The sequence below is a fragment of the Mycobacterium sp. NTMscope_MAC_269 genome (assembly GCF_976985695.1).
The window spans coordinates 1,545,533-1,566,113 of record NZ_OZ335668.1 but is presented as its reverse complement, the minus strand read 5'-3'; the positions used below and the strand labels follow the sequence as shown (position 1 = coordinate 1,566,113).

Below are 20,581 nucleotides of genomic sequence, written 5' to 3'. Positions count from 1 at the left end.
CGCGATGAGTGAAGTTTTTTTCAACCCGGTCTGGGACGTGCGGATGACCGACACCTCGCTGCGCGATGGTTCTCACCACAAGCGCCACCAGTTCAGCGCCGCCGAGGTCGGCGCGATCGTGGCGGCCCTGGATGCCGCGGGGGTGCCCGTCATCGAGGTCACCCACGGCGACGGGCTGGGCGGGTCGAGCTTTAACTACGGGTTTTCCAAGACCCCCGAACAAGAGCTGATCAAGCTGGCCGCCGCGACGGCCAAGGAGGCCAAGATCGCCTTTTTGATGCTGCCCGGGGTGGGCACCAAAGAAGACATCAAAGAGGCCCAAAACAACGGCGGGCAGATCTGCCGCATCGCCACCCACTGCACCGAGGCCGACGTCTCGATCCAGCACTTCGGCCTGGCCCGCGAACTCGGCCTAGAAACCGTCGGCTTTTTGATGATGAGCCACACCATCTCCCCGGAAAAGCTGGCCGCCCAGGCCCGCATCATGGCCGACGCGGGCTGCCAATGCGTCTACGTCGTCGACTCCGCGGGCGCCCTGGTCCTCGAGGACGTGCGCGACCGGGTCGCCGCCCTGGTCGCCGAACTCGGCGAGGACGCCCAGGTGGGCTTTCACGGCCACGAAAACCTCGGCCTGGGGGTGGCCAACAGCGTCGAGGCCGTCCGCGCGGGCGCCAAACAGATCGACGGATCCTGTCGGCGCTTTGGTGCCGGGGCCGGCAACGCCCCCGTCGAGGCCCTGATCGGGGTATTCGACAAAATCGGCGTCAAAACCGGCATCGACTTCTTCGACATCGCCGATGCCGCCGAAGACGTCGTCGCCCCCGCCATGCCCACCGAATGCCTACTCGACCGCAACGCCCTGATCATGGGCTACTCCGGGGTTTACTCCAGCTTCCTCAAACACGCCATCCGCCAAGGCGAACGCTACGGCGTCCCCCCACACGAACTGCTGCACCGCGCCGGCCAACGCAAACTCATCGGCGGCCAAGAAGACCAACTCATCGACATCGCCCTAGAAATCAAACGCGAGCAAGAAAGCGGCGCCATGCCGACAAAGTGACCGCTACCGGATCGGGGGGCGTCACAGGTGATCCCGGACATCCCCACCGCGCACCGGGTCGTCAGCGGCAAGCTTTTTGGGGATGATGAACACGCCCTCGGCCGTGACCGTGGTTCCTTCGCCGTCGGCAATGTGGCCTACCGCGAACGTCTTTGCGCCTTCGACGCGATCGACATGCGCGCTCGCCCGTATCAGCCCCAGCGGCGTTCCCCTCAGGTAGCGCATAGTGAGCGTGCCTGTATAGGCGGGACGCCCCGGCTGATGCGCGGTCGCGCCGAGCACGTGGTCGAGAATCAACGCGCACACCCCGCCGTGCACATGGCCCGGCGGTCCCTCGTAGGCGGCGCCGAGCATGACCTCGGTCCACACCGTGCCGTCGGCATCGTGGTGAATCACCAGCGGCGGCGCGATGGGATTGCGCACGCCGATTGCCACGTTTCCCGATGTCAGCGGTTGACCGTCGACGACCTCACGAAGCCCGAACGAGCCCGGCATGAGAGCCTCACTCAGTTGCTCGACCGCGCGATCCACGTGCGTCTTGGCCCCCGCGGCCGCAGCGTCGTCAACCTCGGTGCGGATGGTGACATCGATGAGCCTGCGTACCGATCCTGCCAGCGGCTCATACGCCGCCGGTGACCGGTCTCCATTGCCATCACTCACCGTTGAACCCCGTTTCACCTCGTCCGGCCCGTCATCGCGGGCGAATCACCAATCTTGCCAAGGGATTATCGTGCGCAGCGGTGTGCTGATCACGACGCCACCGGCGGCCGCCGAGTCCGGTAACCGCAAATCCGTAGCGCTCATGCGATCACGTATGCGGTTCGTGGTGGCCACCGGTTCGTCGTCAAGGTAGAGCAAGCGGATGCGCAGGCCCGCGCCGGCGGCAACCGGGTCACCGGCCCTAAGGCCCAGCCGATTGTCCTGGTGGTGGTCGAGCGAAAACGTCCACGCCCCAGCCACTCCCGCAACGTCCAGCAATCCTGGGATCAACGCGCGGTCCTCCCACCGGTGATGCTCGTGTGTATCAGGCCCCAGCGGATCGGCGAACCTCGTCATGGTCAAGTGCAACCCACGGTTGGGGCGATACGGAATGACCTCCGGCGACACCAGAGACGAAGCCGCGGCATAACCCTTGAGGGGCCGGAAGAACGCCAAGAGCGTTCGCCTCACGCCCGGCATCATGGGTCCGCGCCCCCATTCGAACGAGTCGCGTCCCAGTTGCTCCCACTCACGCACCGATCGGTCGAGCGGCTCCCGGAACCAGTACATGGCGACGTAGTCGGTTGCCGCGTGATCGGAGCTGACAACCGACACGGTGCGGCATTCGGCAGTGCGCGCCCAGCGGTCTCCCCATGCGACGCCGGGCAGCGCCAGGTTCTCCGGACGGTGGTCGAGTTGATGCCACTCGTTGTAAACGCGGTGTGCTTCCGGCGTCGAATCATTCAGCGCGACAAAAGAAAAGAACGCCAGCGGGCAGTCCCTCACGCCTCCCCCGAACCCAACGCCGGCGCCGCCGCCCCATCAAGGCCCGCCGTCAATAAGGCGCGCGGACCGGGATCACCGTTGAGGAGACGGCTCGTACGCTTGGTGATCCGCCAATCACCCTCGATGCGGCGAAGCTCGAAATGATTGGCCGTGCAGCGCCATACGCGATAACTCTCGCCGTCATGGACGAGAACCAGTGATTCGGTGACCGCCACCGCCGAATCTCCCGTAACCGTCACCACTGCCGGCCCGATGAAGTGGCAACAACCATCACCCACCAGCTTCTGGTGGGACGCCGAACTCACCATGGCGTGCACGTCCGCCTGGCTGCGCATGTGCCACCCCTCGACGTCATAACTGCCGTCGGCGGTCCAGAGTCGGGCCGCGGCATCGGCATCCCCGGCGTCCACCGCCGGACCGTAGGACGCAATCAACCGGGCGATGTCGCGTTCGTCCTCAAGGCGGCCCAATCGAGCCACCAGTTCGTCGACGTCGATCATGGTTGCTCCCCTTTCCAATCCGTCAGCCAGATCCCGTCGGTCCCCCCATTAGCTTTGGCCCAGGAGTTTCTGCACCGTCCTGTGCGCGCCGAAAACGATGGCGGCACGGTCCGGTCCGCTGCCCTGGTGCACGGCGCCGCGTTGCCGCCGGCGATGAACACGGGGCCGTTGGCCAGGTTGTCCAGCCCTTCGCGGGCCACATCGCGCGGTTCGGATACCGATCCCCCTTATCTCTGCGTGGCACCCGCGTCGACGGGCAGGGACACGGCGGTGATGTAGCGCGCCTCGTCGGAGGCCAGGAAAAGCGCGGCGTTGGCGACGTCCACAGGGTCGATCCAGGGCACGGGAAGCATATTCATCTCGCGCGCCGCATCGGCAAACTCGGCGCGGGTCGGGGGGCGATCGAGATCCGGCCGAAAAGCGCTGCGCACGTTGTCGTTCTGGATCAGCGGTGTATCAACGTTGGTCGGGTGCACGCAGTTGACCCGCACATTGTGCGGCGCGAGTTCGTGCGCGAGGCTCTGCATCAGACCGACCACGCCGTGTTTGGCGGCGGTGTAGTGCGCGACACCGACCAGACCGCGAAGCCCGGCAATGGAATTCGTCAGAATTACGGCGCCGGAGCCGCGCGCGATCAGATGCGGTGCGCCGGCGCGGCACGTGTGCCACACGCCGGTGAGGTTCACATCGATCATGGTGCGCCAGACGTTTTCGTCCATGTCGACCGTCATCGCGCGCGACGTGACGCCGGCAGTCGCGCAGACCACGTCCAGCCCGCCGAACCGCCGCACACCGCGGTCGGTGGCGGCGCGAACGCCATCGAGGTCACGAACATCGACGAGTTCGGTGTGCACCCGTCCGCCGACCTCGGTCACCAGCGAGGCCGTGTGGTCGAGGTCGCTCGGTGTGCTGTGCGGGACCATCACGGTGTCGACCGGTCCGCATAGGTCGAGCGCCACGATGTCAGCGCCCTCCTGAGCGAACCGCACGGCCTGGGCGCGCCCGATTCCCCGTGCCGCGCCGGTGATCAACGCGACCTTGCCCATCAGCCTTCCGGCGTCACTCATGAGGCGTCAGAAGACGATATGGGCATCGTCGCTCACCGGACGCGCCTGACAGCCCAGGATCAGTCCGTCGGCGCGATCGTCGGGCCCCAGGACGTCGCAACTATCCATGTCCACCTCACCCGAAACCAGCGTCGCCACGCATGAACCGCAGTGGCCCTCACGGCACGAGTGTGGCACGTTGATGCCCGCGTCGAGCATGGTGTCAACCAGGGACTTGTCTCGCGGCCACCGCAGACGATGCACTTCACCGTCCAAATCCACCTTCACGGTGACGGTCTGCACGTCGGTGTGTCCTCCGACTTCTGGCATGCGGCGATTCTGACTGGGCGGGCGAGGGCGCCGACCGCATGTTTCCGATGGCTGGGAGACGACCGTGGCGGCGTCCGTTCACCGGGATACTGCGCCTGAATGCAACCGGTGAGACCTACCGTAGGCAATTGTGAGGATTGGCAGCGATGAGCGCGGAGCCGCGGAAGTAGATGTTGTGGTCGTCGGCGCGGGCTTCGCCGGCCTGTACGCGCTGCACAAACTGCGATCGAACGGACTGACCGTAAAGGTCTTTGAGGCCGGCCCAGATGTCGGCGGCACCTGGTACTTCAACCGGTACCCCGGAGCCCGATGCGACGTCGAGAGCGTGGACTACTGCTACTCGTTCTCCGACGAGCTGCAGCAAGAGTGGGATTGGTCGGAGAAATACGCCACCCAAGCCGAGATCCTGGCCTATATCAACTGGGTCGCGGACCGCCTCGAGCTGCGCCCCCACATCACCCTGAACGCCCGCGTGACATCCACCGTGCTCGACGAACACAACCTGCGCTGGACGGTGACCACCGAGGCAGGCGAGTGCGTCACCGCCCGGTTCTGTTTGATGGCCACCGGCCCGCTGTCGGCGGCGATGACTCCGCCGTTCCCCGGCCTGGACAGCTTCGCCGGGCAGGTCTACCACACTGCGGCCTGGCCGCACGAAGCCGTGGACTTCACCGGCAAGCGGGTCGCCGTCATCGGCACTGGCTCCTCGGGGATCCAATCGATTCCGATCATCGCCCAGGACGCGTCACAGTTGTACGTATTCCAGCGCACACCGAATTACAGTGTCCCGGCCGGCAATCGACCGCTAACCGACGAAGACCGCGCCGAGGTAAAAGCCCATTACGCAGAACGACGACGTACCTCGTGGCGTAGCGGAGGCGGCTCACCGCACGTCGCCCACCCGAAGCTGACGATGGAGGCCACCCCGGAGGAACGGCGCGAAGCGTTCGAAAAGCGCTGGGAACTAGGCGGAGTGTTGTTCTCCAAGACGTTCAGCGACCAGATGATCGACCCGGTCGCCAACGAGCAAGCCCGCAAGTTCTACGAGGAGAAGGTGCGCGCCGTCATCGACGACCCGGGGCTGGCCGACCTGCTCATCCCCAACGACCACCCGATCGGTACGAAGCGAATCTGCACCGACAGCAACTATTTCCAGACATTCAACCGGCCGAACGTGAAGCTGGTCAGCGTGCGTCAAACCCCGATCGAGTCGATCGATGCCGCCGGGATCAACACGACCGACGCCCATTACGACCTCGACGCGATCGTGCTGGCAACCGGATTCGATGCGATGACGGGCGCGTTGGCCAAGATCGATATCGTCGGCCGCGAAGGCAGGCGGTTGAGCGACGACTGGTCCGGCGGCCCGCGCACCTACCTCGGAATCGCGGTCGACGGCTTCCCCAATCTGTTCCTGATCTCGGGTCCCGGAGCCCCCGCGGTACTGGCCAACATGGTGTTGCATGCCGAGGCGAACGTGAACTGGATCGCCGACTGCATCAATTACCTCGACGCTCATGACTACACCGCTGTCGAGGCGACTTCCGACGCGGTCGACGACTGGGGCGCCGAGTGTGCACGCCGGGCCGATGCCACGCTGTTCACCAAGGCCAATTCGTGGTACCTGGGAGCCAACGTGCCCGGAAAGCCCCGCGTATTCATGCTTTTCATCGGCGGCTTCGGTGTCTACCTCGACATCTGCAACGAAGTCGCCGACGCCGGGTACAAGGGATTCTCGCTGATCAAGACGCGATGATGGACCACATGATGTCGGGTCTGCGCGGTCACGTGGTGCTGGTTACCGGCGCCGGGCGCGGCAGCGGCCGCAGCCACTGTGAACGGTTCGCCGACGAAGGCGCCGACGTCATCGCGCTGGATGGGCCCGGAGCGGCGCCCGACCTCGAGGAGACCACCGCCGCGGTGAGACAGCGCGGCGTGCGTGCTGCGACCGGTCTGGCCGACGTCAGCGACCTCGCTTCCTTGACAGCCGCGGTCGACGATGCCCTCGCACAGCTCGGTCGCCTCGACGTGATCGTCGCCAACGCCGGAATCCATCCGTCCGGCGCGCCAGCATGGGAGATCACCCCCGAGAACTGGCAACAGACGCTGGACATCAACCTCACCGGAGTGTGGAACACCGTCAAGGCGGGAGTGCCCCACATGGGCCGGGCGGGGGGCCAGCAAGGCGGCTCCATCGTGATCATCAGCTCCACCAGCGGTATTCGCGGCACGGCCAATAGCGCGCCTTACTCCGCGAGCAAGCACGCGGTGGTGGGCCTGGCGCGCACACTGGCCAACGAACTCGGGCCGCGACGTATTCGCGTCAACACCGTCCACCCCGGCGCGGTCGGAACCGCGATGGTGCTCAACGAGGCGACCTTCCGGCGCCTGCGACCGGATCTGGACAACCCGACAGCCGAGGACGCCGCAAAGGTGCTCACCTCCCGACACCTGCTCCCGATCCCCTGGGTAGAACCGGTCGACATCAGCAATGCCGTCGTGTTCCTGGCTTCGGACCAGGCGCGTTACATCACCGGCACCCAAATCGTGGTCGATGCCGGCTTGCTGGCCAAGGCATAGCGGCGACGACGCATGGGCGTGCGCGGGCGGCCCCGAGTCGGCCGGATTTCGTCCGCTGATTGGGATCATCGGCGAGTCGGAGTACGGATTGCGGTAAACCATTCACTAGGCCCACAAACGTAAGGACGAACAAAATGAGCGAGCGGGTGCTTGACCGGGTAGTGGCGATGGCCGATCAGTTGCGCGACCAGGCCGCGGAAGCCGAGCAACTCGGCCGCCTCACCGACGACACCGTCAAGTTGATGAAAGGCGCCGGGCTGATCCGGCTGCTGCAGACCAAGCAGTACCAGGGCTTCGAGGTCCACCCCCGCGAGTTCGCCGAGACGACGATGGCCACCGCGGCGCTGGACCCGGCGGCCGGCTGGATCGTCGGCGTGGTGGGCGTGCACCCATATCAGTTGGCCTACGCCGACCCGAAGGTCGCCGCCGAGATCTGGGCCGATGACGTCGACACCTGGATGGCCTCGCCGTACGCGCCCCAGGGTGTGGCCAAACCCGTCGACGGCGGCTACCTCTTCAACGGGCGCTGGCAATTCAGTTCGGGCACCGACCATTGCGACTGGATCATCCTGGGCGCCATGCTCGGCGACGACAAAGGTGTCCCGTTGATGCCGCCGCAGATGCTGCACATGATCCTGCCGCGCAAGGACTACGAGATCGTCGAAGATTCGTGGAATGTGGTGGGGCTGCGCGGAACCGGCTCCAAGGACGTCATCGTCAAGGATGCGTTCGTCCCGGCCTACCGGACGATGGATGCGGCCAAGGTGATGGACGGCACCGCCCAGCGCGAGGCCGGCATGACCGAACCGCTGTATTTGATGCCCTGGTCGACGATGTTCCCGCTCGGGATTTCGGCGGCGACCATCGGCATCGCCGAGGGCGCGCTGGCCGCACACCTGGATTACCAGCGGGGCCGGGTGGGGGCCACCGGGACGGCGATCAAGGACGACCCGTATGTCATGCACGCGATCGGCGAGGCCGCGGCCGATATCAACGCCGCGCGTCAGGAACTGCTGGCCAACGCCGACCGCATCTACGACATGGTCGCGGCCGGCAAGGAGGTGTCGTTCGCCGACCGCGCGGCCGGGCGGCGCACGCAGGTTCGCGCGGTGTGGCGCGCGGTCTCGGCCGTCGACGAGATCTTCGCCCGCTCCGGCGGCAACGCGGCGCGCATGGACAAACCGCTGCAACGGTATTGGCGTGACGTGCACGTCGGCCAGATGCACGCCATCCATGTGCCCGGAACCATCTATCACGCGGCGGCGCTGAGTTCGATCGGCATCGACCCACCCGAAGGCCCTCTGCGGGCCCTGATCTGAGGAACGTTCGATGTCTGACCTGAAAAGCCTTGGCTACATCACGGTTTCAACCACCGATATCGAGCGTTGGCGCCATTTCGCGTTTGGTGTGCTGGGATTCGCCGAAGGAAAAGGACCCGACGAATCCGCGCTGTACTTGCGGATGGACGAACGCGCGGCCCGGATCATCGTCGTGCCCGGCGACGTCGACCGGGTGGTCACGGTCGGCTGGGAGGTACGTGACCACCAGGCGCTGCAACGGGTCAAGGCCGCGCTGGATGCCGCCGGTGTCGGTTTCAAGGAATTATCCGTCCAGGAGGCCGACGCCCGCCGCGTCGAAGAGGTGATCACCTTCGAGGATCCGGCCGGCACGACGCTGGAGGTGTTCCACAGCGCGGTGCTCGACCACAGCCCGGTGATCACCCCGTTCGGCGCGAAGTTCGTGACGGGCGATCAGGGTCTGGGCCACGTCGTCGTGCCGGCGACCGATTTCAACGGCGTCGTCGACTTCTACACCGAGGTACTCGGTTTCAGGTCTCGTGGCGCGTTCCGGGTGCCGCTGCCCGCGGAGTTCGGCCCGATCCGGGTGCGGTTCCTCGGCATCAACGCGCGCCATCACAGCCTGGCGATCTGCCCCGCCGCCCAGCAGCGCGACCCCGGGCTGGTCCACGTCATGGTGGAGGTGGACACCCTCGACGCCGTCGGCCAGGCGCTGGACCGCGTCAACGCCGACGGCTTTACCGTCGCGTCCACCCTGGGCCGGCACACCAACGACAAGATGGTGTCCTTCTACGTCCGCGCGCCCGGCGACTGGGACATCGAATTCGGCACCGATGGGATGCGGGTCGACGAAACGTACTACACCGCTGAGGAAATCACCGCCGACAGCTATTGGGGCCACGAGTGGATTCCGGAACCACCCGCGGCCATGCGCATGTGATGAGCGAATCTGACGTGACGCCCGTCGCGGCGTCGTCGATCACGTCCTGGGACGCCGAGGCCGACGTCGTCATCGCCGGCTATGGGATCGCCGGCGCCGCCGCGGCGGTGGAAGCGGCGCGTTGCGGCGCCGATGTTCTGGTGCTGGAGCGCACCGGCTCCTGGGGCGGCGCGGCGTCGATGGCCGGCGGATTCATCTATCTCGGGGGCGGGACGCCCCTGCAAAAGGCTTGTGGCTTCGACGATTCCGTCGACAACATGGCCGCGTTCCTCAACGTGGCGATGGGACCCGGCGCCGATGAGGAGCGGATCGCCGACTACTGCTCGGGCAGCGTCGCCCACTTCGACTGGCTGGTGGGCTGCGACGTGCCGTTCAAGGCGGAGTTCTTCGGTGAACCCGGCTGGGAGCCCATGGGCGATCAGGGCCTGATGTACAGCGGCGGCGAAAACTCCTACCCGTTCAACACGATCGCCTCCCCCGCGCCGCGCGGGCACGTACCGCAGATGCAGAACAAGAAGCAGGGCGAGGCCAGCGCCGGCTACATGCTGATGAAGCCGCTCGTCGACACGGCCACCGCCGCCGGCGCGCGGGCGCTCTACGACGTGCGGGTGCAGCGGCTGATCGTGGAATCCGACGGCCGAGTGGTGGGCATCTGCGCCCGGCAGTACGGGAACGACATGACCATCCGGGCGCGCCGCGGGGTCGTGCTCGCCACCGGCAGTTTCGCCTACAACGACGCGATGGTCGCGCGCTACGCGCCGCGCATCGCGGGACGCCCGGCCGCGTCGATCGAGCAGCATGATGGGCAGGCGATCCGGATGGCGCAGGCGCTGGGCGCCGACCTCGCGCACATGGACGCCACCGAGGTCGCGATCTTCGTCGACCCGCAGCAGCTGGTGCGCGGCATCCTGGTCAACGGGCGCGGCCAGCGCTACGTCGCCGAGGACACCTACCCGGGCCGGATCGGCCAGCTCACGCTCTACCACCAGGACAACGTCGCCTACCTGATCATCGACGGCGACGCGCAGGAGGCGGCGGAGGCCTCGTGGTCGCCAAAGCTGATGCTGCGCCCGGCGACCTGGGTGGCGGACACGGTGGCCGACCTGGAACGCGACATGGGCCTGCCGACCGGTTCGCTACAGGCCACCGTGGCCGCCTACAACGAGGGCGCCGCCCGTGGCGAGGATCCGCTGTTGCACAAGAAGCCGCAGTGGATCAAGCCGATCGGTTCCCCGGTGGGCGCGATCGATTTGCGGGAAAGCACCGGCGGCTTCACCCTCGGCGGGCTCGCCACCACGCTGGACGCCGAGGTGCTGCATGTCAGCGGCGCGCCCATCCCGGGGCTCTTCGCCGCCGGCCGTTGCACCGCCGGCCTGGCCGCGTGGGGTTATGCCAGCGGCGTTTCGCTCGGAGACGGCAGCTTCTATGGCCGCCGCGCAGGCCGCTCGGCCGCCAAAGGCTGATTTCCTTCACGAGCAGACACAAAAGGCCCCGGCACGCACGGCGTGCGGGGGCTTTTGCGTCTGTTCGGCGAGATTGTCGACACGTGCTCGTGAGCGTGTGACAGCGACCACAAGGGTGTGGTAGAACTATATTCCTAATAGGAATATGCCAGCCAGGAGGACTTATGCCGGCGCCCGTCGAAACTCCCACCGCGGTCATCGACCGCATCTCGCTGGTCCTGGACGCGTTCGACGGACCGGGACGGCTGACGCTGGCCCAGGTCGTTCGGCGCACCGGCCTGCCGCGCTCCTCGGCGCACCGGATGCTGGAGCGGCTGGTTCAGCTGCGCTGGCTGCGCCGCAGCGGCCGCGACTACGAGCTCGGGATGCGGCTCGTCGAGCTGGGTTCGCTGGCCGTGCACCAGGATCGGCTGGTGCGCGCGGCCACCCCCCTGTTGGCGGAATTGCATCGCGCCACCGGACTTGTCGTGCATCTCGCGGTCCTGGACGGCTCCGACGTCGTCTACCTCGACAAGGTCGGCGACCGCATGATCGGCGCGATCCCCACCCGGGTCGGAGGCCGCCAGCCGGCACACTGTACCGCCGTCGGCAAGGCGATCTTGGCGTACCGCGACCAGGAGGCCGACATCGATCTGGGAACCCGCCTGACCAAATACTCGATCTCCAGCGCTCCGCAACTGGCGACGGAACTGGCCAAGGTCAGGGCGCACGGCGTCGCGTTCGAGCGCGAAGAATCGCTGCTCGGGTTCGGCTGCGTCGCAGCTCCTATCGGTGGTCCCGGTGAAGCCCAGGAAGCCATAGCCGCCGTATCGGTGTGCGGCCCGTTGAATCGCATGGCGCTTGACCAGCGCCTCGCCGCCCCGGTACGGATGACCGCGATGGGCGTGTGGCGCAACATGGAAGGTGGCCCGCAGCGAGTCGCCCCGACCCTGCAGCCCCTGCGGCCATTGCTCCCCATGCGGCCACAGCACCCTGCCCCGGCGCAGCAACCCGCCCTGCAATACGCGTGAGCCTCGACCCGCAGATCGCTGCGCTCATCGAGCAATTGGATGGCGGGTTTCCACCGGTCCACGAGATGAGCGGCGCCGAGGCCCGGGCGCTCATCCGGTCCAGGCTGGTGCCCCCGGCCCAGCCCGAGCCCGTCGCCGAGGTCGCCGATCGCTCGGTCGAAGGTCAAGGTGGTTCGATTCCGGTCCGCGTATACCGGCCCGAGGCGGACCGTCCGCTCCCCCTCGTCGTGTATGCCCACGGCGGCGGGTTCGTGTTCTGCGACTTGGACAGCCACGACGGGCTCTGCCGTAACGTCGCCAACCTCGTTCCCGCCGTTGTTGTTTCGGTCGACTACCGGTTGGCTCCGGAGAACCCCTGGCCGGCGGCGGCCGAGGACGTGTACGCCGTGACGTGCTGGGCCTACGAGAACGCCGCCACGCTCGGCGCCGACCCCGAGCGTCTGGTCGTGGGCGGCGACAGTGCCGGCGGCAATCTGGCCGCGGTGACCGCGGTCATGGCTCGCGACCGCGGCGGCCCGGAGCCGGCAGCGCAGCTGCTGCTCTACCCGGTGATCGCGGCCGACTTCGGCACCGAGTCCTACCGGCTGTTCGGCCAGGGCTACTACAACCCCACGCCGGCGCTGCAGTGGTACTGGGATTGCTACGTGCCCTCGCGCGACGACCGCGCGCACCCCTACGCCACACCGCGCAACGCCGACCTGCACGAGCTCCCGCCCGCCGTGATGGTGGTCGCCGGCCACGATCCGCTGCGCGACGAGGGCTTGGCGTACGGCGCCGCGCTCGAAGCGGCCGGCGTGCCCACCGTGCAATTGCGTTACGAGGGCGGGATCCACGGGTTCATGACGATGCCGACTCTCGACATCGCGCACCGGGCGCGCAAAGAAGCGACCGCGGCCCTCGCCGATCTATTGCAGCGGTAGTTCGTTGGCGGCCAACGCTTCCGCCGCCCCGTAGCGTTGCCCCGGATCGAGCACGCAATGGGTCCGCCCGAAGACGGTGACCATGCACTTGTTGTTGTGGGTGCAGCGACTTCGGGTGGCCGGATCGGCGATCATCCTGGAGATCAGCTCCGGTTCGCGCAGCAGAGCCCGTCCCATCGCAACGAAATCGAAGCCTTCGCGCATGCCGGTCTCGACGTGCTCGCGATCGGTGATCCCCCCCAACAGGATCAGCTTGGTGTTGCGCATGAGGGGGACGAACTGGCGGGCATTCTCCAGCATGTACAGGTCGTGGTAGGGGTAGTCGCCCATCGCCCACTTTCCGATGAAGCGGATGCCGGTCCGCATCGGCTGGGGCATGACTTGAGCGAACTCCTTGACCGGGACGTCACCACGAAACAAATACATGGGCTTGAAAACCGAAGAGCCCTGCGTCAATTCGATCGCATCCAGCACAGCGTCGGCATCGAGCAGCGCGGCGGTTCGCAACGCCTCGTCGACCCAGATGCTGCCGGGCACGCCGTCGTCCATATCGAGCTTGGCGGTTACCGCGATGCGGTCACCGATCTCGTCGCGCACGCGCCGGGCGATCTGACGGCACAACCGCGACCGGTTGTCGATGTCACCGCCATATTCATCCCTGCGCCGGTTGATCAACGGACTCAAAAACGAGCTTGGCAGGTACAGGTGGCCGAAATGCAGTTCCACGGCATCGAAGCCCGCATCGGCGGCCACCCGGGCAGCGGCGCCGAATTGGTCGATCACCCGGGCGATCTCGGCGCGGGTGATCTCGCGGCAGTAACCCATCGATGCCGGGTTGATGAATCTGCTCGGCGCCATGGGGGTGACGCCGGTCAGTTTCTTCTGCGCGACGACACCCGCGTGCCCGAGTTGGGCCGCGATCGCCGCACCGCCCTGGTGCACCGCGTCGGTCAGCTTCCGCAAACCCGGAAGGGCCGCCTCGCTCATCACGATCTGTCCCGGTGCGCTGGCACCCTCGGGCGCCACACAGCAGTACGCGACGGTCGTCATCCCGACACCGCCCCGGGCGAAGGCGCGGTGGAACTCGATCAGATCATCGGTGACCAAGCCCTGCGGCGATCGGCCTTCCGACGTAGCCGCCTTGATCACCCTGTTACGCAATGTCACCGGCCCCAGCACGGCGGGGGCGAAGGGGTCCGGCGGCACTGCAGTCATACGGCGACACTGACCCCGCATCCGCAGATGGTCAACGGTAGGTTCCCGGTGGCTGGGAGCCGACGACGCCGCGTACCCGGCGTGTCATACGGTCTGCTCATGGCCGACGGCGAAGTCTTCGTGATCGACCGGGTGGTGACCCGGCCCGGGTGTGCTCGCCGATTCGTCGACGCCTACCTCGCCGAATACGCCCCCGGAGCGCGCGAACGGGGCATGACGTTGCGCGACATCCTGGTGAGCCCACCGATCTGGTTTGAGGACGACAGCAACGTGGTCACGGCGACCTGGAGACTGCCCAGCGCCCGGGCCTGGTGGGAGATGACCTGGAAAGGCCGACCGGATCCGACGGTAGGCGAATGGTGGTCGCGGATCGAGGGATTGGTGGCCGAGCGGTCCCGATCCTTCGCCGCGACCGCCGAAGACGTGGACGGACTGTGCGATGTATAGCCTCACGCGGCTGATCGACGTCGGCGAAGCCGATCGCGACCGGATTCTCGGCGAGCTGCGCGGGGCCGTGGGTGCGGCGGCGCCGTTGCGCTCGGTGGTGCAGCCGACGCTGCCCGGCTCTCGCAACGGGGGCGACATCCTGGTGCATCTGCGGTTCGCCACCGAGGACCAATGCGACCGCGCGACAGATGATCTCGCTGCCGTGCTGGCCGATCCCTCGGTGGGTCGGGTCAACGGCGTCGGTTACGGGGGCACGCCCATTCGCTGCGGCGAGAAGCCCGGCACGGTCTACCGAGCGCTCCTGCTGCGCGTGCAGCCTGACACACCCGAGGCCACCCTCGCCCGGTTCGAGCGCGAGCTGTCTTCGATGCCGCGGTATCTACCGACGATCCGTGCCTGGCAACTGAGCCGGGTGTCCGCGGCGGTCGGAACTTCCTCGTGGACACACGTATTCGAGCAGGAATTCGCCGACGTCGAGGCGCTGATGGGTCCCTACCTGATGCACCCTGTCCACTGGGCGGTGGTGGACCGCTGGTTCGACCCGGAGACCACCGACGTGATCATCCGCGACCGGGTGTGCCACAGCTTCTGCGCCATCCCCGACCCGGTGCTGACCTAGACGCCCGCGGGCAGAATGTTGGGATTGGCGGCCGCCGGCGGCTCTAACGGGGGCAGCACTTCGGTGCCGTCGAGGCTGTGCACCGTCAGTTGCTGCGACCACGGATAATGCAGGCTGAAGGCGACCAATCCGGTGCGCTCCGCGGCGGGCACATGACACATTGCCAACACAGTCTCGGCCAAATACTCCACCGGTTCGGTCGGGAGGGTGTCCGGGATCAGTTGCGCGGCACCGGGAGTGCGGACCGCCGTCGACGGGCCGACGCAATTTACCGCGATATTCGCGTCCAGCAACTCGGCGGCCACGCCCTGGGTGAACCGGTGCAAGCCGGCTTTCAGCGACGCGTAGATCACGTCGCCGGAAATCTTGTTGTATTCCCGGTACGGCCGGACCGGGGCCAGGCCCGTGACGGACCCGATGTTGACGATCCAACCGGCTCCCTGGTTACGCATGTGCGGCACAGCTGATTTCGTCAGCACGAACGGGACACGCAGGTAGTGTTCCACGGTTCGGTCGAACGTTTCCACGCTCATGTCCTCGATCAACGAGTAGTCGGCGAAGCCGGCGTTGTTGACCAGGATGTCGATGCGGCCCGCGCGGTCAAGGACCGCCTCGACCAAAGCGTCGCGCTGCTCGGCGTCCTCGAGGTCGGCCGCAATGCCGAACGCCGAACCACCGGCGGCCTGGATCAACTCCACCGTTTCGGCGATGGTGCCGGGCAGCGCGGTCGTCGTCCCCGCCCGCGTCGACAACGACGACGTGTGCGAACGTGCCGTGACCGCCACCGTGGCGCCCTCGGCCGCCAGCCGCTGCGCGACGGCACGCCCGATGCCTCGGCTGCTACCGGTAACCAAAGCCGTTTTGCCGCGGAGCAACCCGCCGCTCATCGAAGCTCGAGATCCTCTTCGACGGGGGCGCGGTGGTCGTGCCAAAAGTCGACGAGGCGGTACGGGAAGGAGATCACGATCCGGCCCCCCGAGCGATAGTAGGTGTGGGCCGACGGCGTGTGGCGCCACACGGTGCCGGCCATGGTCGCATCGATGCGGTCGACGTAGTCTTCGTAGGCGCGCTGCGTCACCTCCAGGGTGGTGGCCTCGCGCAGCGCCATCAGCTGCAGGCATTCCATCACGTAGTGCACCATCACTTCGACGCCGAAGTTGTGCCCCGCGCCGTGACCCGGGCTGTAGTTGGGGGCCGAGGAGATGAACATGTTCGGGAATCCCGGCACCATCCCGCCACGGTAGGCCCGGGGCGCGTCGCCCCATTCGTCGGTCAATTTCTTGCCGTCGCGACCTCGAATATCCACCTTGGAAAGGAAATCCAGGTAATAGCCGGTAGCGTAGACGATGACGTCGAGGTCGATTTGCCTACCGTCATCCGTCACGATTCCGGCCTCGTTGACCCTCGCCGGCTCGCTGGCCTCGACGTCGACGTGCTCGCGGGCCAGCGCCGCGTAGTAGCCGCCGGGATCGCGGATGATCCGCTTGCCGTAGGGGGCGAAGTCGGGCGTGACCTTGCGGGCGAGCTCGCTGCCCGCACCGAACACGCGATCGATGTAGTCGAGGCACATCCGCAGCAACACGTCGTTGGCCGGCGAAATCGACAGGTGCTCGGCCGCCCACTCCTCGTCATGCAGGATAACCGGATAGTTGTTGTCCGATGTCCCCCAATACGACTTGAGTCGAATCCAATTGGCGTAGTACGGCAACCGGGTGCCTAGCCACCGTCGGTAGGCCGGAACATCGTCGGATGCCCGCCGACGCGGCGCGACCCAGTGCGGCTGGCGTTGAAACACCGTCATGTGCGCGACCTGGTCCACGCACGCGTCGACGATCTGGACCGCGGTGCAGCCGGCTCCGATGATCGCAACCCTTTTACCCCTGAGATCCAGCGTCGGATCCCATTGCGCGGAATGGATGGAAGTTCCCGAGAATGTCTCGCGGCCAGCAAGATCCGGCCAACGCGGTCGGTTGAGATACCCGGCGGCCGGGATCACCACATTCGCATAACTGACGTCGCGGGTTCCGTCCGGGCCGACCGAGTGGATCTGCCACTGCCGGCGCCTCTCCTCCCACCACAGCGCTTCGACCGTCGTACCGAACCGCGTGCGCGTGCGGAGGTCGTTCTTGTTGGCCACCGACACCAGGTAGGCCTGATACTCGGCACCCTGCGGATAGTAGCTGGACCAGTCGCCGTTGACGTCGCGCGACAGCGAGTAGTACGCCGAGGGCGTGTCCACCCCGATGCCGGGATAGGTGGTGGTGTACCAGGTGCCGCCGACCTCGTCGTTGCGCTCGATGATCTGATAGTCGATACCGGCGTCCGCGCACGCGAGCGCGGCGGTGATGCCGGCAATGCCCGCGCCGATGATGACAACCCGGAAGCCCGCGGGAAGTTTTGCGGTGCGCGGCAGTACCGGTTGTGAAGGCTGGAAGCCACCCTGTTCGAGGAGCAGTCCGAGGTATTCGGGGGCAATCTCAGCCCCGAGCGCAATCGGGGCGATGCGGGCGAAGAGGTCGAGGTCGTCGGCGGGCATCGCGTCCGCCCGGCGCGGCTCCCGCAGTGCCGTGACGATCTCCTCGATGAGCTGCGCGGCTGTCTCCGGGTCGGTGACGCCCGCCTGCTCCGGCGGGTCGGGCACATAGGTGATTTTCGATGCGAACCGCGCGGCGACGGCCGGATCCCCGGTCAGCTGCGCCAGTACGGCGACGAGGACCCCGGGATCCGCCTGAGCCAGATTGGCTCGCAGTTCGTCGACGTCTTGGGGATTCGCACCCGCCCATCCGGCGGTTGGGGTCGTGACGGGAACGCCAGTGCTCATATCAACGAGTATCGAGGCGATCCGCGCCCATGGGCAGGGTCCTGTCTACTCAGCGGGACGCTTACGTCCCCCGGGCGGGCGTCGGCGCTTACCGTGACGGGCATGCAGCCCGATGAACTCGAAGCCGCGATCGCGCGGGCGCGTCGCCACGGACTCGGCGATATCCCCCGCCGGTCCGCCCGGCGACACCCGGACAAGATCGCAGTCATCGACGGGGCCGTTGCGCTGACCTTCGCCGAGTTCGACCGTCTGGTGGACCGCGCGGCGGCCGCGTTGCACGACAACGGTTTTCGACCTGGTGACCGGCTCGGCCTGCTGTCACGCAACTGCTGGCAGTACGCCGTGCTGGCCTTCGCGACGGCGCGGGCCGGAGTGGTCTTGGTCCCGATCAACTTCATGCTGACCGCCGAGGAGATCGCCTACATCCTCGGCCACAGTCAGGTCAGCGGCGTCGTCGTCGAAGCGGACCTCACTGAAACCGCCGAAGAGGCGATCCGGCAGGGGGGCGTGGTCAAAACCAAAGCCGCCCTGGTGCCGAGGGGACACCAGGGCGCGCGCGGGTGGGCCGATTTCGCCGAGTGGCTGACCACCGAGACACCGGCGCCGAGCCCGCACATCGACGACGACCAACCGGTGCGACTGATGTACACCAGCGGAACCGAATCCCGCCCCAAGGCCGCGATCCACACCAGCCGCAGCCTGATGTGGCAGTACGTCAGCACGATCGCCGCAGGCGAGATGTCGCACGACGACGTCGAGATCCACTCGCTACCGCTGTATCACTGCGCGCAGCTGGACAACTTCCTGGCCACCGACATCTACCTCGGCGCCACGAGCATCATCCTGCCGCGGCCCGAACCCGAAGCGGTGCTGCGCGCCATCGAGAGCCACCGTGTCACCAACTATTTCGCTCCCCCGACGGTGTGGATCTCGCTGCTGCGCTCACCGGTGTTCGACGAAGTAGACCTGTCCAGCCTACGCAAGGGCTATTACGGCGCCTCGGCAATGCCGGTGGAAATCTTGCACGAGATCCGCGAACGGCTGCCCGACCTCCGATTGTGGAACTTCTACGGCCAGACCGAAATGGCACCGCTGGCCTCGGCTCTGGGCCCGGACGAGCAGGACGCGCACGCTGGTTCGGCCGGCAGGCCGGTGGTCAACGTCGAAACCGCCATCCTCGACGACGACGACAACCCCGTCGCCGCCGGCGTGGTCGGCGAGATCGCGCACCGCAGTCCGCATTTGACGCCGGGCTACCTCGACGATCCGGAACGCACCGCGGCCGCCTTCCGAGGCGGTTGGTTCCACTCCGGCGACCTGGGCTACTACGACGAACACGGACTGCTGCACGTCGTCGACCGCAAGAAGGACATGATCAAGACCGGTGGAGAAAACGTGGCCAGCCGGGAGGTCGAGGAAATCCTCTACCGGCACAACGGTGTTCAAGAAGTCGCGGTGTTCGGCCTGCCCCACCCGGTGTGGGTGGAGGCGGTGGTGGCCGCCGTCGTCGCACGCGACGGCACCGTTTTGACCGAGGAAGACCTGTTCGCTCACTGCCGGGCGCACCTGGCCGGATTCAAGACACCCAAACGCGTCTTCTTCGTGGACGCGCTGCCGAAGAACCCCAGCGGAAAAGTGCTCAAACGTTCACTGCGGGAGCGTTTCGGTCTCGATCAGCACGCGTTCAATTGATCGCGAAAACCACTCTGCTTGAAAGGAATTCGTTGCCCATGTACAAAGGCCGCATCGCTCGATTCGACGGGCCGGGCAAACCCTTCGAAATCGAAACGGTCGCTCTGCCCGACGTTGGCCCCGGCGAGATCCTGGTCAAGGTCACTCGGGCCAACATCTGCGGCTCGGACGTACACGCCTGGCATGGCACCTTCGCCACCCGCGGGCTGGGTGGTCAGCTGCCCACCGTTCTGGGTCACGAAATGGTCGGCGCGGTCGAGGCGCTCGGCGACGGTGTCGGCACGGATTCCAGCGGCAAACCGTTGCGGGCCGGCGCCCGGGTGGTGTTCCCCTACTTCTTCTGCTGCCACCGGTGCCGGAATTGCCTGGCCGGCCGGCGCAACGCGTGTGTGAAGCTGAAGATGGCGATGCTCGGCCGCGCCGACGAGCCACCCTACTTCGTCGGTGGATACGCCGACTACTACCTGCTGCCGGCAGGGGCGGTCGTCTACACCGTGCCCGACGGGGTTTCCGACGAGATCGCCGCGGGCGCCAATTGCGCTCTGTCACAGGTGATGTACGGGCTCGAGCGAGCGGGCCAACAACTCGGCGAGACGGTGCTGGTGCAGGGCGCGGGCGCCCTCGGCCTCTATGCGGTCGCGGTCGCCAAGGCGCGCGGGGCGGCACGCGTGATCGCCCTCGATGGCGTGCCCGAGCGCCTGGAACTGGCGCTCGCGTTCGGCGCCGACGACGTCATCGACATCACCGAGGTGCCCGACACGAAGGACCGGGCCAAGCTGATACGCAGACTCACCGAAGGGTACGGCGCCGACGTCGCGGTGGAGGTGGTGGGCCATCCGTCGGCGATCGACGAGGGTCTCAAACTGCTCGGGCAGTTCGGGCGCTACGTCGAGATCGGCAACATCAACATCGGCAAGACCTTCGAGTTCGACCCCTCTCGGTTCGTGTTCGGGAACAAGACGATGATCGGTGTTTCGCTCTACGACCCGGAGGTGTTGTCGCGTGCGCTGACCTTCCTGGAACACAACCAAGACCGGCTGCCACTCGACCGCCTCGCCGCGGCAAGCTATTCGCTCGACGACATCAACGCGGCATTCGCGGCGGCCGAAGGCAAACGCGACATCCGCGCCAGCATCGTCCCCTGATCGAAAGAAG

Annotated in this window: 20 protein-coding genes and 1 pseudogene; 12 read left to right on the top strand and 9 right to left on the bottom strand. The window is 66.7% G+C overall.

Annotated elements, in window-relative coordinates:
* Positions 1–4: 4 nt before the first annotated feature.
* Positions 5–1,060: a 4-hydroxy-2-oxovalerate aldolase gene (gene dmpG / locus ACZ50Z_RS07325; RefSeq protein WP_464482941.1), complete on the top strand. Its 1,056-nt coding sequence runs from the start codon at positions 5–7 to the stop codon at positions 1,058–1,060.
* A 21-nt stretch (positions 1,061–1,081) separates the two neighbouring features.
* Here dmpG and ACZ50Z_RS07320 read toward each other — a convergent pair whose 3' ends face one another.
* From ACZ50Z_RS07320 to ACZ50Z_RS07295, 6 genes and pseudogenes are all read right to left on the bottom strand, one after another.
* Entirely contained in the window at positions 1,082–1,720 is a 639-nt protein-coding gene (locus tag ACZ50Z_RS07320; RefSeq protein WP_464482940.1) for a PaaI family thioesterase, read from the bottom strand.
* A 45-nt stretch (positions 1,721–1,765) separates the two neighbouring features.
* Complete coding sequence (locus tag ACZ50Z_RS07315; RefSeq protein WP_464482939.1) at positions 1,766–2,545, bottom strand: hypothetical protein; 780 nt, start codon at positions 2,543–2,545, stop codon at positions 1,766–1,768.
* A complete protein-coding gene (locus tag ACZ50Z_RS07310; protein WP_464482938.1) occupies positions 2,542–3,045 on the bottom strand; it encodes a nuclear transport factor 2 family protein in 504 nt (167 codons plus the stop codon). Before ACZ50Z_RS07310 ends, ACZ50Z_RS07315 begins: the two co-directional genes overlap by 4 nt.
* 48 nt (positions 3,046–3,093) lie before the next feature.
* Positions 3,094–3,272 (bottom strand): annotated as a pseudogene (locus ACZ50Z_RS07305) (SDR family NAD(P)-dependent oxidoreductase); the annotation flags it as partial.
* Positions 3,273–4,112: a mycofactocin-coupled SDR family oxidoreductase gene (locus tag ACZ50Z_RS07300; RefSeq protein ID WP_464482937.1), complete on the bottom strand. Its 840-nt coding sequence runs from the start codon at positions 4,110–4,112 to the stop codon at positions 3,273–3,275.
* A gap of 6 nt (positions 4,113–4,118) precedes the next feature.
* Positions 4,119–4,421 carry a 2Fe-2S iron-sulfur cluster-binding protein gene (locus tag ACZ50Z_RS07295; RefSeq protein ID WP_464482936.1) on the bottom strand — a complete coding sequence of 101 codons (303 nt, stop codon included), beginning with the start codon at positions 4,419–4,421 and terminating at the stop codon, positions 4,119–4,121.
* Positions 4,422–4,551: 130 nt separating this feature from the next.
* Here ACZ50Z_RS07295 and ACZ50Z_RS07290 point away from each other — a divergent pair, with 130 nt between their 5' ends.
* The 7 genes from ACZ50Z_RS07290 to ACZ50Z_RS07260 all read left to right on the top strand — a co-directional run bounded on the left by ACZ50Z_RS07290 (position 4,552) and on the right by ACZ50Z_RS07260 (position 12,632).
* Positions 4,552–6,177: a flavin-containing monooxygenase gene (locus tag ACZ50Z_RS07290; protein WP_464482935.1), complete on the top strand. Its 1,626-nt coding sequence runs from the start codon at positions 4,552–4,554 to the stop codon at positions 6,175–6,177.
* Between the two features lie 11 nt (positions 6,178–6,188).
* Positions 6,189–7,001 carry a mycofactocin-coupled SDR family oxidoreductase gene (locus ACZ50Z_RS07285; protein ID WP_464486126.1) on the top strand — a complete coding sequence of 271 codons (813 nt, stop codon included), beginning with the start codon at positions 6,189–6,191 and terminating at the stop codon, positions 6,999–7,001.
* A 134-nt stretch (positions 7,002–7,135) separates the two neighbouring features.
* Positions 7,136–8,320 carry an acyl-CoA dehydrogenase family protein gene (locus ACZ50Z_RS07280; protein ID WP_464482934.1) on the top strand — a complete coding sequence of 395 codons (1,185 nt, stop codon included), beginning with the start codon at positions 7,136–7,138 and terminating at the stop codon, positions 8,318–8,320.
* Positions 8,321–8,330: 10 nt separating this feature from the next.
* Positions 8,331–9,239: a biphenyl-2,3-diol 1,2-dioxygenase gene (gene bphC, locus ACZ50Z_RS07275; RefSeq protein ID WP_464482933.1), complete on the top strand. Its 909-nt coding sequence runs from the start codon at positions 8,331–8,333 to the stop codon at positions 9,237–9,239.
* Positions 9,239–10,702 carry an FAD-dependent oxidoreductase gene (locus ACZ50Z_RS07270; protein WP_464482932.1) on the top strand — a complete coding sequence of 488 codons (1,464 nt, stop codon included), beginning with the start codon at positions 9,239–9,241 and terminating at the stop codon, positions 10,700–10,702. The genes bphC and ACZ50Z_RS07270 overlap by 1 nt, the downstream gene beginning before the upstream one ends.
* 164 nt (positions 10,703–10,866) lie before the next feature.
* On the top strand, positions 10,867–11,712 hold the full coding sequence (locus ACZ50Z_RS07265) for an IclR family transcriptional regulator (protein ID WP_464482931.1): 846 nt from the start codon (positions 10,867–10,869) through the stop codon (positions 11,710–11,712).
* A complete protein-coding gene (locus ACZ50Z_RS07260; protein ID WP_464482930.1) occupies positions 11,709–12,632 on the top strand; it encodes an alpha/beta hydrolase in 924 nt (307 codons plus the stop codon). Before ACZ50Z_RS07265 ends, ACZ50Z_RS07260 begins: the two co-directional genes overlap by 4 nt.
* Here the strand turns inward: ACZ50Z_RS07260 and ACZ50Z_RS07255 are convergent.
* Positions 12,618–13,847, bottom strand: a complete 1,230-nt coding sequence (locus ACZ50Z_RS07255) for an NADH:flavin oxidoreductase (RefSeq protein WP_464482929.1) — start codon at positions 13,845–13,847, stop codon at positions 12,618–12,620. The genes ACZ50Z_RS07260 and ACZ50Z_RS07255 overlap by 15 nt on opposite strands.
* 99 nt (positions 13,848–13,946) lie before the next feature.
* Here ACZ50Z_RS07255 and ACZ50Z_RS07250 point away from each other — a divergent pair, with 99 nt between their 5' ends.
* On the top strand, positions 13,947–14,294 hold the full coding sequence (locus ACZ50Z_RS07250; protein ID WP_464482928.1) for a hypothetical protein: 348 nt from the start codon (positions 13,947–13,949) through the stop codon (positions 14,292–14,294).
* Positions 14,287–14,913 carry a Dabb family protein gene (locus tag ACZ50Z_RS07245; protein ID WP_464482927.1) on the top strand — a complete coding sequence of 209 codons (627 nt, stop codon included), beginning with the start codon at positions 14,287–14,289 and terminating at the stop codon, positions 14,911–14,913. The genes ACZ50Z_RS07250 and ACZ50Z_RS07245 overlap by 8 nt, the downstream gene beginning before the upstream one ends.
* Here the strand turns inward: ACZ50Z_RS07245 and ACZ50Z_RS07240 are convergent.
* Positions 14,910–15,800 carry an SDR family NAD(P)-dependent oxidoreductase gene (locus ACZ50Z_RS07240; protein WP_464482926.1) on the bottom strand — a complete coding sequence of 297 codons (891 nt, stop codon included), beginning with the start codon at positions 15,798–15,800 and terminating at the stop codon, positions 14,910–14,912. The genes ACZ50Z_RS07245 and ACZ50Z_RS07240 overlap by 4 nt on opposite strands.
* The gene (locus ACZ50Z_RS07235) at positions 15,797–17,734 is read right to left on the bottom strand and encodes a flavin-containing monooxygenase (protein ID WP_464482925.1); all 1,938 of its coding nucleotides are present in this window, start codon (positions 17,732–17,734) and stop codon (positions 15,797–15,799) included. Before ACZ50Z_RS07235 ends, ACZ50Z_RS07240 begins: the two co-directional genes overlap by 4 nt.
* Before the next feature lie 93 nt (positions 17,735–17,827).
* On the opposite strand from ACZ50Z_RS07235, the gene ACZ50Z_RS07230 reads away from it, so the two are divergent.
* Together ACZ50Z_RS07230 and ACZ50Z_RS07225 are read left to right on the top strand one after the other, a co-directional pair.
* Entirely contained in the window at positions 17,828–19,426 is a 1,599-nt protein-coding gene (locus ACZ50Z_RS07230) for an acyl-CoA synthetase (RefSeq protein ID WP_464482924.1), read from the top strand.
* A 38-nt stretch (positions 19,427–19,464) separates the two neighbouring features.
* Positions 19,465–20,571, top strand: coding sequence for a zinc-binding dehydrogenase (locus tag ACZ50Z_RS07225; RefSeq protein WP_464482923.1), 1,107 nt, complete (start codon positions 19,465–19,467; stop codon positions 20,569–20,571).
* The last annotated feature ends 10 nt before the right edge of the window (positions 20,572–20,581 follow it).